Raw genomic sequence first — 16,199 nt, 5'->3', positions numbered from 1 at the left:
TGTCCGGGCTATAATCAGGAATCAGAAGAACGCTTTTTGTGAAGAGTTTCCCTAAAATGCCAGAGGTGGTGCTGCTTCCCGAAAATTGTTCGATCCCAGCTCAGCCTGGAGAAACTCTGCTTGAGGCGCTTCAGCGGGTGGGTGTGGATCTCCTTGCGCCTTGTGCAGGTAAAGGCTGGTGTGGAAAATGCGTAGTGGCTGTAGAAACAGTGGACCCTGATGCTCTTTCCCCGCTGTCGGCAGAAGAGAAGGCGCTTTTGAAGCGGCAGGGATACCCAAGGGGTTGGCGTTTAGCGTGTCGAGCCCAAGTAAGGGGGCAGGTGTGGGTTCGAATTCCCGAAACATCCCGGCGGCGCCGTTGGGTTAAGGAAAAGACCCTTTTTAGCAAGGAATTCTTGACTGATCCAACGGTGCAGTTACTGCAGGTAGCCTTGTATGAAGACACTCTCTCCTCCTCGGAGATGGCGCTATCCTATGTCAAAGAAAGTGTGCAGGCTATAGCGGGGAAGAAGTCTCTGGAGTGGGAACCTTCTGCCGAGGAGGAACTTCTTTCTCTCTGGCAGGGTGGAGTTCGGGAGGTGACAATCACTTTGCGTGATGACCGCGAAGTGATTCACATTCAGCCGGGGTTTCACGAGCATGGTTATGGCATTGCCATTGATGTGGGAACGACTACATTAGCGGTTTATCTATGTGACCTGATCCAGGGACGTATTCTGGCATCGGGTTCTGAACTCAATCCCCAAATGGCCTATGGAGCGGATATTGTCTCGCGCATTGGGTTTGTCCAGAACCATTCGGAAGGTTTGAGATACCTGCAGCAAATTCTGATCAAAGCGCTTAATGAGGTAATTGCTCGGTTGGCCTCGCAAGTGGGTATTCGGGTAGGGGATATTGTGGAGGCCGTTTTGGTGGGCAATAGCGTGATGCATCATCTGGCACTGGGGCTTGATCCTTCAGGACTCGGCAGTGTGCCTTTTGAACCGGTGCTTCAGCAGGCCCTGGATATCCCCGCTAGTGAGATCGGATTACGTCTGGCTCCTGCAGCACGGCTGCACGTCTTGCCGCTCAAAGCAGGGTATGTGGGGGCCGATGCGGTAGCCGCAGTCCTGGGGAGTGGCATTGAAAGCGTTGAAGGCCCTGCTTTGCTCGTGGATATAGGGACAAACGGCGAGATCATCCTAAAACATGCCGATCAGTTGATCTGCGCTTCTGTTCCGATGGGACCAGTCTTTGAGGGGGCTCACATTACGTATGGGATGCGTGCAGAGGTGGGAGCGGTAGATCATGTCAAATTCGATCCCTGGAGCGGACGCTTTGTTTTCTCGCTGGTTGGTCAAGATTGGATTGAAATGTCGAGATCTGATCTTAAGGCAAGGGGGTTTTGTGGTTCGGCGGTAGTCGAGATCGTTGCCGAAGCCCTGGCTGCTGGGTTGATTACCCCCGACGGGCGCATCCACGAGCGAAATGGTGCGGCATGTGTAACTCGAACCCATACTCATCAGTTGGCGCTCGAGATTGTGCCTGCGCAAGAAAGTAGCACGGGTTCGCCTTTGCTGATTACCCAGGGGGACATTCGGGCGGTGCAATTGGCTAAAGGCGCTTTGGCCTCGAGCCTGGCTCTTGTGCTAGAACGGGTGGGTATCAGAAGTGAAGGTCTTACCACAATTCTATTGGCAGGAGTTTTCGGGAGTGTACTAAGTCCACGTCATGTAATGGCATTGGGGATGCTTCCCTCTGTGGATCTGGAACGCATTCAATCAGTGGGAAATGCAGCTGGTGCGGGGGCCTGCATGGTCCTGCTCAATCGTGCTTTGCACCACCGCGCTGTGGAGCTGGTGGAACGAATGGAGCATCTGCTCATCCCTCAGGATGTGGCCTTTCAAACCTATTTTGTCAATGCTCTGCGATTCCCCGAACCAGGAGAAGCGCGCACGATTCTCGGTTACACCTAAGGAGAGTGGATCCAGGTTAGGACTTGGGCAACTGCCTGTTCGATCTTTTCAAAGGCTTGCGCTGCAATCCACTCCGGACGCACGAGTTGGTTGCCCATGCCAATTGCCACTGCACCGGCTTCGAACCAGGCGCGAATTGCTTCCTCTTTGAGGGGAATGCCACCCGTAGGGAGAAGTTTTAGCCAGGGTATGGGACCACGCAGACTGCGAATATAGTCAGGACCACCCAAGGAATCAGCGGGGAAGAGCTTGATGATTTCCACTCCCGCTGAGAGGGCGTTAACAATCTCGGTGGGAGTAGCAGCGCCAGGAACGTAAGCTACTCCCCGGCGATGGCAAAGGGTGGCAAGAGTGGTATCGAATATGGGGCTGACAATAAAATTGGCCCCCCGATCTATATAAAGGGTGGCTGTTAAGGTGTCTAGAACTGTGCCGGCACCGATCACCACGCCGGCTTTTTCAAATTCTTGGTATAGTGTCGCAAAGACCTCTAAAGCATTTTCGCCCCGATGGGTAAACTCAATTACGGTGGCGCCTCCTCGCAGGCAGGCTCTAGTGATTTCGATAGCGGTCTGCGGATGGGGGGTGAAAAAGAGAGGGATAAGCCGCGTTTCTAGGATAGCGCGATAAACGGTGAGGCGATCCATCTCAACCTCCTTTACGTTTCCACCCAGGCCAGGAAGCGAGCAGGGTTATCCACTAGAAAACGCTGCACGGTGGTGGGAGGAAGACCTTCTTCTATTAGACGTGATGCAAAGCGCCAGAGAATGTAAGTCAGGCCCGGCCCGTTTCCAAAGCCGAAACTTGGCCAATAGCTCTTACGGGCCAGGTCTCCGGAGAGCATGATTTGATCGGCGTATCCCTCGGCAACCAGTTGCTGGATGATCTCAATTCGCCGGCTATCAGGGGCGTATTTTTCTTTACCAATTTGATCAAAACCCAAGTAAACACCAGTGCGGGCAATGGCGAGCAAGTAATCCAAGTCCAGACGACGATCCAAATGCCCAATCAGAATACGTTGGGGCGAAACCCCCGCGCTGGTGAGCAGTTGAATTTGTTCTATGGCCATTGTGCCGGCCTCGGTGTGGGTGGAAATTGGCGCTCCAGTGGCATGGTGAGCCAGCGCGGCAGCCCTAAAAACAGTAACCTCAGCGGGGGTGATCTCATTGAGACTGCTGGATGCCTTGATGACTCCTGCACGTACTCCAGAATGGTTGATCCCGTGGGTCAAGTCCCGGATCATTACCTCTGCTAGTGCTTCCGGGGTGCGCTCGGCTACCCAGGGTACACAAAATTTGGCCTTGTTGAATCCGGTGGCCGCAATGATGTGAACACCACTGGCTTCGGAAATACGTCGCAGCACTTCAGGATCGCGGCCAAGTTCTGCCGTGGTCATTTCCACGATGGCGCTTCCTCCGGCTTTTTTGAACCAAGTGACCTCACGTATGGCTGCACTTGGATCGTCCAAGCGCAGATCGGGATCTTGAGAAGCAAACGGTTCCGGGGGCAGGAAGTAAAGGTGCTCATGCATGTATGTGAACCCCAGGTCGTTCGGGTTTAGATCGCCGCGTACGGTGCGAATCAAAGCCATGGCTGACACCTGCCTTTCTCAGATGAGTGGGTAGCGGCCAAAATCCCGCGCCGCCTTGAACAAAATTACTACGTTTTGGGGTGGAATGTCAGGTTGTAGATGATTACTGGGGGCTAAAACATACCCGCCACCTACTCCTAAAAGACGAATTCGGTTTTTAACCTCTTCAACAACTTGCTCAGGAGAGCCCTGTAGTGCCTTTTTGATGTCGATCCCGCCCCAGAAACATAACTGGCCCTTATAACGAGCTTTTGACGCGGCCCAGTCCACGCCGGGCAGCGGTTCAACGCTGTGGAAGATATCCACCCCAAGAGCGACCAGCCGCCCTAGAAAAGGCACCATGTTCCCGTCAGAATGGAAGAGAAGTTTGATATGTGGGGTGAGGCTTCGAATGGTGTTGATAAGCCGATCCCAGGCGGGGGCGAAGAAGCGGTCAAACATGCGCGGGGAAATGATCGGGTGTTCCCCTGCATAATCGTCCCCAGGCAGTTCCAACACATCCAGCCAGGCGCCAGCAGCCTCCAGATAACGGACGAGTAAGGTCTCCAGGACTTGTGTGACATGAGAGATCAGCGCTTCGGCAAACGAAGGGTTTTCGACCAGGTCAACCAAGAATTGCTCAGTCCCGCGCAGGGTACAACAACGCTCGAAGATCCCGTAGGAATCTGGAGCGCGCCCAACCACCGCGTAGGCGGTGTGCTCGCGCAGGTAACGCGCGCGTTCTTTGAGCTCATCCAGACGTAGATAAGTGTCTACCCTGGGCCAGGAATAAGTCTCCAGGTCGTCCAATGTGGCGGTGGAAAGGGGATGAGATGTGGCAGTGAGATAGGGGCCACCTTGGGTGTAAGTAACGCCCCAGGCGTCGGCTCCACCCCCCTTTTGAGGACCGCCCAGGTCGGTAAATCCACACCATACATGGCGCACGTCAATCTCTAAGGCCTCAAGGATGCGGTCGTCGTAATAATTCACGGTATGCCCAAGGCGGCGGCGAAATGGGCGGACAGGTTGACCGAGATTGAGGTGTTCCACAAGCCTAAAATACAATCCATCGGTGATGCCGTAGGCACTCCCCCAGAGGGCAGCGGGAACACGATCGGGTTCGGTGTGATGCAATGCTGCTAACAGGCGTTCGCGGGGTTTCATAGTGGCAGTCATATTCTTTTTACCATAATAATTAGTCCAAAATGGCGCCGATTTGGCACAGGCGTTCCCGTAGCCAGAAGATAGGAACCTCTGTCGGGCTGGTATTGTGCTGTGCTGCCCAGGCAGCCGCAATGCCAGCGGCTTGTCCCATCGCCATACATTGACCCATGCTACGCACCGAGGCGTGTGCATCATGGTCGGCAGACAAGCAGCGCCCTGCAACAATCAACCCCTCACAATTGCGAGGAAGTAGACAACGATAGGGTATATGGTAGGTTTCGCCTTCGGGCAAATACTCCCACCGGGTATCCTTCCCGGCATGGTGCTCTTCAATCGGTGCACCGCATTGGGCAATGGCATCCTCAAACTTGCGAGCCGTCAGAACGTCCTCACGGGTGAGGCGATACTGCCCAAAAATGCGCCGGCTCTCACGCACCCCAATTTGTATACTTAGCCCAGCCAAATGGGCATGCTCATATCCTGGGACGCGTTCACGCAGAAAGCGGAAGTATTCCAGGGCTTGTCGGCGTCCCTCAATCTCGGCGTGGCTAAGTTGTTCGATATCAGTTGGATCAACCTCTACGACGCGGGTCATGTTGGTTGCCATTACACCGGGCAAGGGGGTGATATGAACACTGCCTTCTCTGCGGGGCAGGTCGTAAGCGCCTTCGGCAATGGCCTGGGCCATACGCTCGTGCAGTTCCTTTTTGCTTACTTGGGTGGCGCGTTGTATATCCACATTAAGCAGGCGGAAAGTTGTGGTAAGCGCTTGCACTGGCCCATGAGCAGCACTTTCATAGGGGACGCCTGCCAGGGCAGCGATATCGGCATCTCCAGAAGCATCCACGATCACGCACGGGCGAATGCGAAAGACTCCACTTTTAGTGGCCACTATAACGGTTTCGATTCTCTGTTGGTTAACCGAGACTTCCACGGCCAGGGCATGGAACAAAATTTTGACCCTTGCTTGAATAGCCAGCGTCTCCCAAATAATTTTTAGAATTTCGGGGTTATAGGTAATGCCATTTCCGGCCCCGTAGGTATTCGGGCGAATAAGCATGGCATTGTATTGGGCAAGGGCCTCAACCACTTCATCGGGGATCCCCCCAACGACTTTACGGGGATGGCTACCAGGAGTGTAAAACCCATAGAAAGTGTCTAGAACCTGGGTGCTGATCCCTCCAAGGAAGCCATAGCGCTCAACCAAGAGCGTGGTTGCGCCCTCACGGGCTGCGGCAATGGCAGCGGTCACTCCTGCCGAACCTCCCCCTACTACGAGAACCTCGGATTCAATCTCCTGGTACGGTTTGCGTTGCCAGATGTCCATAGTCCTCTCCTTACACCACTGTCCAGCCACCGTCCACGGTGAGGACGGCGCCGGTGATGAAAGCTGCGTACTCAGAGGCGAGGAAGAGCGCTGCGTAGGCGACATCTTCGGGTTGACCAAAATCTCCCGTGAGTGGCTGTAAACGCGAGAGGCGTTCCCTGATTTTGGGACTTTCCTGGGCACGTCGACTCATGGGCGTGGCGATCAGGCCAGGGCAGATGACATTGGCACGGATGTGGTAAGGAGCGTAGTAGGCTGCAATTGCCCGTGTAAGAGCAATTACCCCGCCTTTGCTGGCTGCATAAGCATGAGTGGCAAAGTCTTCATCGCCGCCCACCAGTCCTAACACCGAGGCGATATTGATGAGCACACCCCGCCCGTGTTGAAGCATAGAGCGAATGGCGGCACGAGATCCTAGGAACGTAGTGCGCAGGTTTAGATCCAAAGTGTAATCCCACCCTTCTTCAGTACATTCGGCTACCGGGCCATCGCCGTACGTGCGTCCACTGCCGCCTGCCACGTTTACCCAAATATCCAGATGATCATAATGATCCCCAATCATCTGGAGAGCACGCTCCAGCGAAGCAGATGAGGTCATATCGGTGGGGATATACATGCCCTGACTTCCGGCCTCCTGTATTTCGCGTAGCCATGACATCTCCACTGCGGGGTTAATATCTAGCCCAATCACTTGGGCGCCTTCCCGAGCAAATAGCCGAGAGGTTGCCCGACCGATCCCACTAGCAGCTCCGGTAATAACCGCAATCTTATCCCTAAGCCAGCCACTATTCACTTTTCGCCTCCGCATCGTCCGTAAACGCGCTGAACTCGTGCGCGGTAGTCATCGTAGCAATCCTCGAACCGTTGACGTGAGCGTTCTTCGCCCAGAAAATAACTGCTGGTTAACACCAAAGGGGGTTTACCCAGTTGAGTCAAGTGCTCGGCAATAGCGCACTTAAGGGCATTGACCACCGCAGCGCCACCGATGGTTGAACCCGGTCCGACCGGATCCTCAAGTCCCTCGATCCAGACCATAGCATCACCCGCGGGTGTACAGTTATCGATGACAATGTCAGCAATATCAGTTAGCTTTTTTCCCGAAGAGTGAAGGGCGCGTACAGCGTGGCAATGCTCAACCGATACCACCGCGATTAATGGCATGTTCTGACGCTTAGCCTCCAATCCCACTTCAACTACAACCTCGTTGACACCGCTGTTTGAAAAAATAATAAAAACATCGGGTGGAGCGAAGACGAAATTGCGCATGATCACCCGCCCCAGCCCTTCAACGTGCTCCAAAAACATGGCTTGTCGTTGCCCATTAGCACCAACGACGGGATTATGATAGGTGAGCGAAAGTTCTACGATGGGATGAAATCCCGGAAAACTTCCATGCCGGGGAAACATTTCTTCCACCATCATCCGAGAATGGCCAGTACCAAATAGATGGACCAGCCCGTCATTTGCAATGGTCTGGGCACATAACTCGGCTGCTTGCTGGATTGCATCCATCTGAGTCTGTCGAATGCGTTCCAGAATACGCATAGCCTGGTTCAAATAGTCGGTAGCTGCACGGCTGGGATCCATTGCATACCTCCTTCCGAGAGTGGAGGGGAACACGTTCATAGCGTATGAACAACAGTGAACTCAAAGCGGTCAGAGCGGTAGTAACTGAGCGTGTACTCGATGGGTTCGCCGTTCTCAAGAAAAGCAGTTGTTTTCACTAGGAGTAGGGGAACTCCAGATACTATCTGCAGGAGTTCGGCTTGGGAGGGGGAGGCCGATACTGCACTGAAGGTATGGGTAATGCGAGCAATGATTAGATGATAATGTTGCGAAAGCACTGCATAAAGGGATTGGGTATTGAATTCATAGGCCTCAAGACCAGGACAGTGCTCGGTCACAATAGTGGCGTGTTGGATACCTAGGGGCTCTTCATCTCCAAAGCGCAGGCGGGTCAGGTAGAGACATGGTGATCCTCTTTTAGGTTGTAATGGCTCCGGGGCCTTTTCGTCTAAAATCCCCAGAGATTGCTTAAGCACTATCGAGTGGGGGCGCCTTCCCATTTCCTCCATTTGTTGAGAGAAGGAACGATCCAGAAAAAATCGCTGTGCGTGTCGGGGAGCCAATACGTAAGTACCGACTCCACGGTGACGTTCTAGCCATCCTTCGTCAACCAGGCGCAATATTGCGCTTCGAACAGTTTGCCGTCCCACTTTGTAGAGATCGCACAGAGTGAGTTCGGATGGGAGCAATTCACCTGGGCGTAACACACCCGTGCGTATGAGACGTTTGAGATCGGTGTAGACCTGGTAGTAAAGGGGAAGAGGGTTGTGCGGATCAGCGGGGTGAATATCGGGATTCAAGGTATGAGAGGGTTGAGATGACATTGTTATCAATCTCACAAATAGTCGAAGGTTGACGGAGAGGATAATTGTCTTTTTTTGTGTTTAAGTGCGAATGTCCGAACAAATACTTCGACGCACCGCGCATCGTTTTTGCGCAGGCGCTTAACCGGTTTGTTGGCTCTGATAAGCCCATAGAGCCGCGCCGATGACCCCGGCATTGTTTCCCAGAGCACTGGGGACGATCTCAATGCGTTCTATGGGAACCACAAAGACACGCTTATGCAATGTGCGTCGAATTGGCTCGAGGAGCAGGTCACCAGCCCGGGCTACCCCACCCGCAATGACAACCCGTTGCGGATTGACGGCGACCACCACGTTAGCCACGGCAGTGCCGATATAGCCTCCTGCAATCTCAAAGATCTCGCGGGCAACCGCATCGCCGTTGTGGGCAGCGCGGGCAATGACCTCGGGGGTGATGCGGTTAAGATCATAATCTACCAAGGCCCCAATTTGCGTAGTCCAGCCTTGGGCTACGGCTTTCATACCCATGGCGGCAATCGCTGGGCCAGAGGCGAAGACCTCTACGCACCCATAGTTGCCACATCCACAACGGGGACCGTTCACGTCTACTGTGATGTGTCCCAACTCGCCGGCAGTGCCTCCAAAGCCCAGATGGAGTTGACGGTTGATCACCAGGCCGCCGCCTATCCCGGTCCCAATAGCAAAGCAGGCCATGGTATCAACCCCCTGACCCGCACCAAAGCGCCATTCCCCGTAGGTGATGGCGCGCACGTCATTGAGAATCACAGTTGGCAGTGTGGTGCCGACTTGTACATATTCTGCTAGGGGCACGTTAGGCCATGTGCTGGGCAGATTGGGCAGGAACAATACAACGCCCCGTTCCATGTCCACTGTGCCGGGTACCCCAATGCCAATGCCTCCGATCTTCTGAAGAGAAAGGCCGCTTTCGCGAATCACCCGGTCAAACAGTTCAATCATGCGTTGGATGACAGCGTTGGGGCCTTCGCGGGCGAGGGTCGGGGTCGAAATAGCATGTTGAACGGCGCCGTTGGTGACGTTTACCAGCGCCGCACGAAGATTGGTACCACCCAGATCACAGCCAATATACCATTCTTTCATAGTCGCCTGTGTTGCTTGAAGTCAGGAATGAAAAGCGCGGGAGGGGTTCGCCCAATTTTAAACCCCTCCCGTATTTTTGTTAATGGACATATGGCCGCAGTACATCTCTAGCGATCAAGAATCCGCGCTTCACCAAATCTTCAGTGCCCTCAAAGGCGCGATCCTCATGTTCAATGCTCAATACATAATCGTAGCCAACTCGATAGAGCGCCCCGATAAATTTACCCCAATCAACCTCTCCAAATCCAGGTAAGCGCGGAACTTGCCAGCCCATACCCTGGGATAGAACGCCATTATTGTAAAGGCCCTCGCGATCAATCATCAGATCTTTGGCGTGCACGTGGAAAATACGGTCCTTAAACTCATAGACCACCCGCACGTAGTCAATCATCTGCAAGATAAGGTGGGAGGGGTCAAGGTTTAGGCCAAAGTTGTCATCTGGGATGATCTCCCACATCTTACGCCAGATGGCGGGTGTGCTAGCGAGGTTATTACCCCCGGGCCACTCATCATAGGTGAAAATCATGGGGCAATTCTCAATGGCGATCTTAACGCCATGCTCACGAGCAAACTTGACAATAGGCGGCCAAACCTTGGCGTACTCCTCCAGGTTTTGGGGGACGGTCTTGTTCTTATCTTTGCCAATAAAGGTACCCACGATGGGGACCTCGAGCATCTCGGCGGCAAGGATAACTTTTTTGAGGTGTTCAATAACGGTTTGGCGATGGTCGGGGTCGGGATGCAGTGGGTTGGGATAGTATCCCAGGGAAGAGATTTGCAGGCCGTAATTCTTCAACATCGCCTGAATTTCCTTGGCCGCCGCAGGGGTCAGATTCGTGACATCAATGTGGGTTACCCCGGCATAGCGGCGTTCGGCTTTCCCAGGTGGCCAGCAAGCAATCTCCACCATTTCAAAGTCATTTTCCGCTGACCAGGCCAGAAATTGCTCTAGACTCCATTGGGGGAATGCAGCACTGAACAGTCCGAGTTTCATGGCAACCTCCTCGTTTACTAGAGATCATACTGAACTTCAATCCAACGGCTCTCTTTAGCACTGCGCTCAATGGCTTCTGCGATTAGCATTTCATAATGCCCATCCAGGAAGGTGGGAAAATCGGCTGGCGCAGTGTAATCCCCGTGTTCGATGTAGTCGTAGATTTTCTTGAAAAGTTGCTTGAAAATGTCAGGAAATCCCTCGTTGTGCCCACCTGGATAGGAGGCAATCGCACGAGCTTCAGGTGAAAGCAGAGAGGGATCTTTCAGAAGCACCTCATTGGGTTTATCGCGGTAACCTAACCAGAGTTCGTTAGGGCGTTCTGAGTCGAAGGCCATGGCGGCTCTGGAACCGTCAATTTCAAAATACAAGCGATTCTTGCGTCCGGCACAGACTTGAGCCACGGTCACCACTCCACGTACGTCGTTTTCGTAGTGGAGAAGGATGGTGGCGTAATCTTCGGTGTAAATGGGCTGATCAACATAATCTTCTGGGGTGAGGAGCTTGCCTGTGTAGGTTTCGACAGGTTTAGAGGGTTTCTTGCGCACGGGGATAAAGGTCTTGAAATCGGCGAACACGGCTTTAACTTTTAGCCCAGTCAAGAAGGTGAGGAGGTCTAGCCAGTGTGACCCGATATCCGCTACAGCACGCAGGGTTCCCCCCAGCTCAGGTTCAAGCCGCCAGTTCCAGTCGGTTGGATAGAGCAACCAGTCCTGCAAATAGGACCCTTGCAAGACAAATAGATCACCCAAAGCCCCTTGTTGGATTAGCGAGCGGGCATGATGAAGCAGGGGATAGAAGCGCAAGTTAAAACAGACGGCGTTGACCAACCCTTTTTCGCGGGCCAATGTGACCAGTTCGGCGGATTCCCGGCTGTTCATCGCCAGGGGTTTGTCGCAGATAACGTGCTTTCCCGCCAGAAGCGCTGCCTTGGCCTGTTGATAATGCAGGTAGTTGGGTGTGGCCAAATGGACTGCCGTGATTTCAGGATCAGCGATCATCTCCTCAAAAGAAGCATAGGCTTTGGGAATCCCCAAAGCAGTTGCTTTTTGGCGGCTCTTTTCCAGGTTGCTGGCAACCAGGCCAATGACAGGAATATTAATGCGTCGTAAGGCTTCAATGTGCGCTGGGCCGATGAACCCAACGCCTGCTACTCCTACCTTGATCGGTTTCCTTTCGCTCATGTTCGTTTCCCTCCAGATGAGAATCAAGCCTTACTGGATTGAATTTTGGCGGGCACGGAAAGCATCCAAGATAGCGGCAGTGGCCGTGGCTCCTACGCGGGTGGCGCCTGCATCTATGATTTCAAGGATGGCTTCAAGGGTGCGAATGCCTCCTGCCGCTTTGACTTGCACGCGAGGACTCACTGAAGCGCGCATCAGCCGCACGTCTTCAACGGTTGCGCCGCTAGGTGCAAAACCAGTAGAGGTCTTGACAAAATGCGCCCCTGCCTGTTCGACCAGTTGGCAGCCACGCACAATTTGCTCTTTGGTCAGGTAGGCGTTTTCGAGGATCACTTTGACAATATGGCCCTTGGCAGCCGCGACCACCGCCTGAATCTCCTGGCGCACAAAATCGTCATTGCCTGAGCGCAATTCACCGATGTTGATCACCATATCAAGTTCAGAGGCGCCATCTTCGAGCGCCTGGAGAGCCTCAGCAACTTTGATGGCTGTGGTGGATGAGCCGTGTGGGAAACCCACCACTGTTCCTACGGCAACGTCACTGCCCTTGAGTACCTCCCAGGCCAGGCGTACGTGGCAAGGTTTGACGCAGACTGATGCCACGTGATAACGGGCTGCTAGTTCGCATCCCTGAACGACCTCTGCGCGAGTCAATTCGGGACGAAGGAGTGAGTGGTCAATAGTTTTGGCAAGTTGCTCATAAGTGATGGTCTGGCTGTTGAGGGTTGGATAGTCCATAGGAACAAACCTCGAGCGAATGTGAGATTACTGTCGCAAAGCGCGTTGGCGACCATAGGCCGCTAGCAGGACTAGCAGGATGGCACCGTAAACGATCTGGCGGAGATGTTCTTCCATCCGTAGTGTGGTAAGCAGGCTGGTGATCAGGGTCAGAACGATAGAACCAGCCATGGTGCCCCAATAACTCCCAACTCCCCCTGAAAGCACAGTTCCTCCCATAACGACTGCTGCAATAGAGGGGAGGGTATAAGGATTACCCAGGTTGAGGAAGACGCGCTCGTAATAACCCAGGAAGATAAAACCCCCAAAGGACGCCAGCGTACTGCATAACATGTATGTCGTAATTACAGTGGCGTTGACATTCACCCCTGAAAGACGCGCGGTCACGCGATTGGTGCCGATGGCGAAAAGGTTCTTGCCGTAGCGAGTTCGCTGTAGAAGTAGCCACATCAGGCCGGCAAAGGCTGCCCAGATGTAAAGGATCCCGGGAATGCCAAAGAGTAGCGGTTCGGTGGTGATCTTGGAGAGGAGGGGGGCTGACCCTCCTTCCAGGCTACCCTGGGTTACCGCAAAAATGAGTCCCTGGATGACCGTGGCCATGCCAAGGGTCATGACCAGGGGTGGAATGCGCAAGTAAGCTACACCAATTCCGTTGAACGTACCGATGATCATCCCTGCGCCAAGTGACGCCAGGAGTCCAATCAGAATCCGGTCATCTCGCTTACTGATCAGACCATAGGATATGATGGCCCCTAGCGTGACCATGGCGCCTACAGAAAGATCAATTCCCTCACCTCCGCTAATAATTACCAGCGTTTGCCCCGCAGCCACGATGCCAAGGAAGGCGGCCAAGCGTAGGATATTCATGGCCAGTTCAAAAGAAGTGAAACCGGGTTGAATCAAGCCGCCCACAAAGAACAAGAAAACCGCCAGAGCCAGCGCGATCAGGGTAGGACTGATGCGTCGTTTCATGCCTCACGCCTCCCGCGAATAAGTGCCCACAGCCCCGGCCCGGCCAGAATTAACATGACCACCAGGCCATTAACAAGTGTTTGCCACCATGAAGGAACATTGGCAAACGAAATGATGTTGCGGATAATTGCAAGGATAAAAACCCCCAAAATGGTACCGATCACCCCGCCAGCACCTCCGCTAAGGGCGGTGCCCCCCAGCACGACCGAGACGATGGAGGGCATGGTCATATCCAGCCCGATCAAGGCGGAGCCCGTACCAATGGACATGGTTAACAACACACCACTCAGGGCGGCCATGAGACCGGAGATGACGTAGGAGAAGAATTTGATCCATTCAACAGGGACGGCGCTCATGTAAGCAGCGTAGGCATCACCCCCGGCGGCATAAAGATAACGCCCAAAGCGTGTAGAACGCAGATACCACCAGATCAGAGCCACTCCCAGAATAACCCACAGCGGGAAGGTGACTCCTAAGGGGGCACTGCGGTAGGGTTGCATAAAGAAATCGGGAACGCTGCCTCCCGGACGTGGCAAGATCCAAACGGCAATCCCGGCAAAGATGGAGGTGGTAGCAAAAGTAGTGACTAGGGGCTGAAACCGCAGGAACGCAATACATGCACCGTTGAGTGCACCCGCTAGGGTGCCGGCCAGGATACCAAAGGCTAATGCCGTCAGAACCTGGGACTGGGTAGCATCGGCGCCCATACGGGTGACCAGAATTACATTCACCATGGACACAATGGCGCCCACTGATAAATCAATCCCACCCCCAATGATCACCACAGTTTGTCCCGCCGCCAGCAAGACAAGGGGGAGGTAGGTGCGTAGAAGGCCCACTAAAGCAATGGGCTTAAAGAAGTTTTGTTGTAAACTGGCGTTGATGATCACCCCCAGAATCAGCAAAAGGAGCGAAAACAGAAAATACTGACGCCCTAAGCGGCGAAGCAGACCCGAATTCAATGCTGCTTTCATGACCCACTCCTAGGCACTGCTGCCCATTGAGGCGGCAACCAGTTCCGAGTGGACCAGTCGCTCGCCCGAGAGATCGGCAGTGATTTTGCCATCGTGTAAAACCAGTACCCGGTCGCACAACCCCAGTAATTCTTCGTCGTCGGTGCTGTAAAAGAGGATAGAAGTCCCTTCAGCGCGTAACTCAGACAGAATCTTGTAAAATTCGCTTTTGGTGCCCACATCTACCCCTTTGGTGGGGTCATCCAGGAGGAGGATCTTGGGACGGCGCAAGAGCCACTTGCCCAGAACCACTTTTTGAGCGTTGCCGCCGCTTAAGGTATTGACCGGGGCGTCCAGCCCGGCCATAACCAGCTTAAGCACATTGGTCACCCTTGTGGCATCTTCCTGAGCCTGGCGAATGCGCAGCGGAAAGCCGTATTGCTTCCAAGAGGGGAGGAGCAAGTTATCCAGAATGGATTGAATGGGGAGAAGTCCAGCGGTGTTGCGTTCGCCAGGTACATAAGCAATCTGGTGACGCATGGCTTCCTGGGGGCGGTGCAAGGTTATTGGCTGGCCGTGCAGAAAAATACGTCCCGTGTAGGGAATAGCACCAAAAAGGGCCAGAAGGAGTTCGGTTTGTCCTTGGCCCTGCAAACCACCCAGCCCTACCAACTCACCGCGTCGCAGGACAAAACTGACCCCTCGCAGGGTGGTTGTGGAAAGCGCGTCTACCCTCAGAATCTCTTCGGTCTGGGTAGGGCCAGGTTGCTTGCCGTTGGTGCGGGCTGCTATGCCTCCCTCGATCATCAGATTGATGAGTTCTGGCTGGCTGAGTTCATTTATAGGTGCGATTGCCACTGTGCGGCCGTTACGCAACACCGTCACACGATCGGCAATGCGATAAATCTCGTCTAGGCGATGGGAGATAAACACAATGGCCATTCCCTGACGCTTCCATTCGTGGATCAGTTCAAAGAGCCGGTTTACCTGTCGTGAATCAAGAGAGGCGGTAGCTTCATCCAGGAAGAGAATGGAAGGCTGCCACGAGAGCGCTTTAAGAATCTCGACAATCTGTTTTTCACCCGGAGAAAGTGAAGCAACGGGCAGGTCGGGATCTAGGTGGTTATGGGTTGTTCCCTCGAAGAGCGCCAGCAGCTCCTGCGTCTTTTTGCGCATCTCGGTGTCACGAAGTATAGCCCCAGCGCCTTGCCGCTCGTGTCCTAACCAAATGTTCTCTGCGATGGTCATTCTGGGTACTAAAGAGAGTTCCTGGTAGACCGCTACAATGCCAAGCGCACGGGCTGCCTGGGGAGATCGGAAGACCACCTCGCGATCGTTGAGGAGTAGCCGCCCCCCGTCGGGAGCGACTACTCCGGTCACGATCTTACCAAGGGTGCTCTTCCCGCTTCCATTGGCCCCTACCAGGGTCATGACTTCGCCGGCGTTAACCTCAAGGTTGCCATCGGCAAGGGCAACAACACCCCCATAATGCTTGACCAGATGCTGAGCGGAAAGGGACACCTTGTTCATAGGGCACTATTTGAAGAACGCACTAACCTCAAGATCGTTCATAACCGAATCCAGGGTGTACCAATCGGTTTTGTCCTTGACCATTTCGTAGTATGTCTCAAAGTTATCCTTGGTCACAACTCCTGGGATGGGTACGTAAAGGGTGTTTCCAGCTGCACCCTTGAGGATGCCGTCCTTAAGTTGCTTCCCCTGAAGCAATTTGACGGCGACGCGGAGGCCGGTTGCGCACTGGCCGGGCGGGTTGATGACACCGATGGACTCGAAATCGGGCTTAGACTGGAGGACTTCCTTCCAGGCTTGGAGGTAGCCGGCACGGGCTTCGCC

15 protein-coding genes and 1 pseudogene are annotated in these 16,199 nt (G+C 54.0%); 1 reads left to right on the top strand and 15 read right to left on the bottom strand.

Annotated features, from left to right (window positions below):
• Positions 1-38: 38 nt before the first annotated feature.
• The gene (locus tag Q0721_RS04445) at positions 39-1,955 is read left to right on the top strand and encodes an ASKHA domain-containing protein (RefSeq protein WP_299025953.1); all 1,917 of its coding nucleotides are present in this window, start codon (positions 39-41) and stop codon (positions 1,953-1,955) included.
• Here the strand turns inward: Q0721_RS04445 and eda are convergent.
• The 15 genes and pseudogenes from eda to Q0721_RS04370 all read right to left on the bottom strand — a co-directional run.
• Positions 1,952-2,602 carry a bifunctional 4-hydroxy-2-oxoglutarate aldolase/2-dehydro-3-deoxy-phosphogluconate aldolase gene (eda, locus tag Q0721_RS04440; protein ID WP_299025950.1) on the bottom strand — a complete coding sequence of 217 codons (651 nt, stop codon included), beginning with the start codon at positions 2,600-2,602 and terminating at the stop codon, positions 1,952-1,954. The genes Q0721_RS04445 and eda overlap by 4 nt on opposite strands.
• An 11-nt stretch (positions 2,603-2,613) precedes the next feature.
• Entirely contained in the window at positions 2,614-3,546 is a 933-nt protein-coding gene (locus Q0721_RS04435) for a phosphotriesterase (RefSeq protein ID WP_299025947.1), read from the bottom strand.
• 18 nt (positions 3,547-3,564) lie between these two features.
• A complete protein-coding gene (locus Q0721_RS04430) occupies positions 3,565-4,689 on the bottom strand; it encodes a uroporphyrinogen decarboxylase family protein (protein WP_299025945.1) in 1,125 nt (374 codons plus the stop codon).
• A 31-nt stretch (positions 4,690-4,720) separates the two neighbouring features.
• Entirely contained in the window at positions 4,721-6,016 is a 1,296-nt protein-coding gene (locus tag Q0721_RS04425) for an FAD-dependent oxidoreductase (protein WP_299025943.1), read from the bottom strand.
• 10 nt (positions 6,017-6,026) lie between these two features.
• Positions 6,027-6,809, bottom strand: a complete 783-nt coding sequence (locus Q0721_RS04420; RefSeq protein ID WP_299025941.1) for an SDR family NAD(P)-dependent oxidoreductase — start codon at positions 6,807-6,809, stop codon at positions 6,027-6,029.
• A complete protein-coding gene (locus Q0721_RS04415; protein WP_299025939.1) occupies positions 6,806-7,603 on the bottom strand; it encodes an SIS domain-containing protein in 798 nt (265 codons plus the stop codon). Before Q0721_RS04415 ends, Q0721_RS04420 begins: the two co-directional genes overlap by 4 nt.
• Before the next feature lie 35 nt (positions 7,604-7,638).
• Positions 7,639-8,406, bottom strand: coding sequence for a GntR family transcriptional regulator (locus tag Q0721_RS04410; RefSeq protein WP_299025937.1), 768 nt, complete (start codon positions 8,404-8,406; stop codon positions 7,639-7,641).
• A 120-nt stretch (positions 8,407-8,526) separates the two neighbouring features.
• On the bottom strand, positions 8,527-9,504 hold the full coding sequence (locus tag Q0721_RS04405; RefSeq protein WP_299025936.1) for an ROK family protein: 978 nt from the start codon (positions 9,502-9,504) through the stop codon (positions 8,527-8,529).
• 79 nt (positions 9,505-9,583) lie between these two features.
• Entirely contained in the window at positions 9,584-10,498 is a 915-nt protein-coding gene (locus Q0721_RS04400) for a sugar phosphate isomerase/epimerase (protein WP_299025934.1), read from the bottom strand.
• Positions 10,499-10,515: 17 nt separating this feature from the next.
• A complete protein-coding gene (locus Q0721_RS04395) occupies positions 10,516-11,682 on the bottom strand; it encodes a Gfo/Idh/MocA family oxidoreductase (RefSeq protein WP_299025932.1) in 1,167 nt (388 codons plus the stop codon).
• Positions 11,683-11,712: 30 nt separating this feature from the next.
• Entirely contained in the window at positions 11,713-12,420 is a 708-nt protein-coding gene (deoC, locus tag Q0721_RS04390) for a deoxyribose-phosphate aldolase (RefSeq protein ID WP_299025929.1), read from the bottom strand.
• Positions 12,421-12,447: 27 nt separating this feature from the next.
• Positions 12,448-13,392 carry an ABC transporter permease gene (locus tag Q0721_RS04385; protein WP_299025926.1) on the bottom strand — a complete coding sequence of 315 codons (945 nt, stop codon included), beginning with the start codon at positions 13,390-13,392 and terminating at the stop codon, positions 12,448-12,450.
• Positions 13,389-14,366: an ABC transporter permease gene (locus Q0721_RS04380; protein ID WP_299025923.1), complete on the bottom strand. Its 978-nt coding sequence runs from the start codon at positions 14,364-14,366 to the stop codon at positions 13,389-13,391. The genes Q0721_RS04385 and Q0721_RS04380 overlap by 4 nt, the downstream gene beginning before the upstream one ends.
• A 9-nt stretch (positions 14,367-14,375) precedes the next feature.
• On the bottom strand, positions 14,376-15,875 hold the full coding sequence (locus Q0721_RS04375; protein WP_299025920.1) for a sugar ABC transporter ATP-binding protein: 1,500 nt from the start codon (positions 15,873-15,875) through the stop codon (positions 14,376-14,378).
• Positions 15,876-15,881: 6 nt separating this feature from the next.
• A pseudogene (locus Q0721_RS04370) lies at positions 15,882-16,199 on the bottom strand (sugar ABC transporter substrate-binding protein); the annotation flags it as partial.

This window comes from uncultured Thermanaerothrix sp., from assembly GCF_938028735.1.
Lineage (GTDB): Bacteria > Chloroflexota > Anaerolineae > Anaerolineales > Anaerolineaceae > Thermanaerothrix.
The sequence above is the reverse complement of the archived record's forward strand: the minus strand, read 5'-3'. Positions and strand labels throughout refer to the sequence as shown.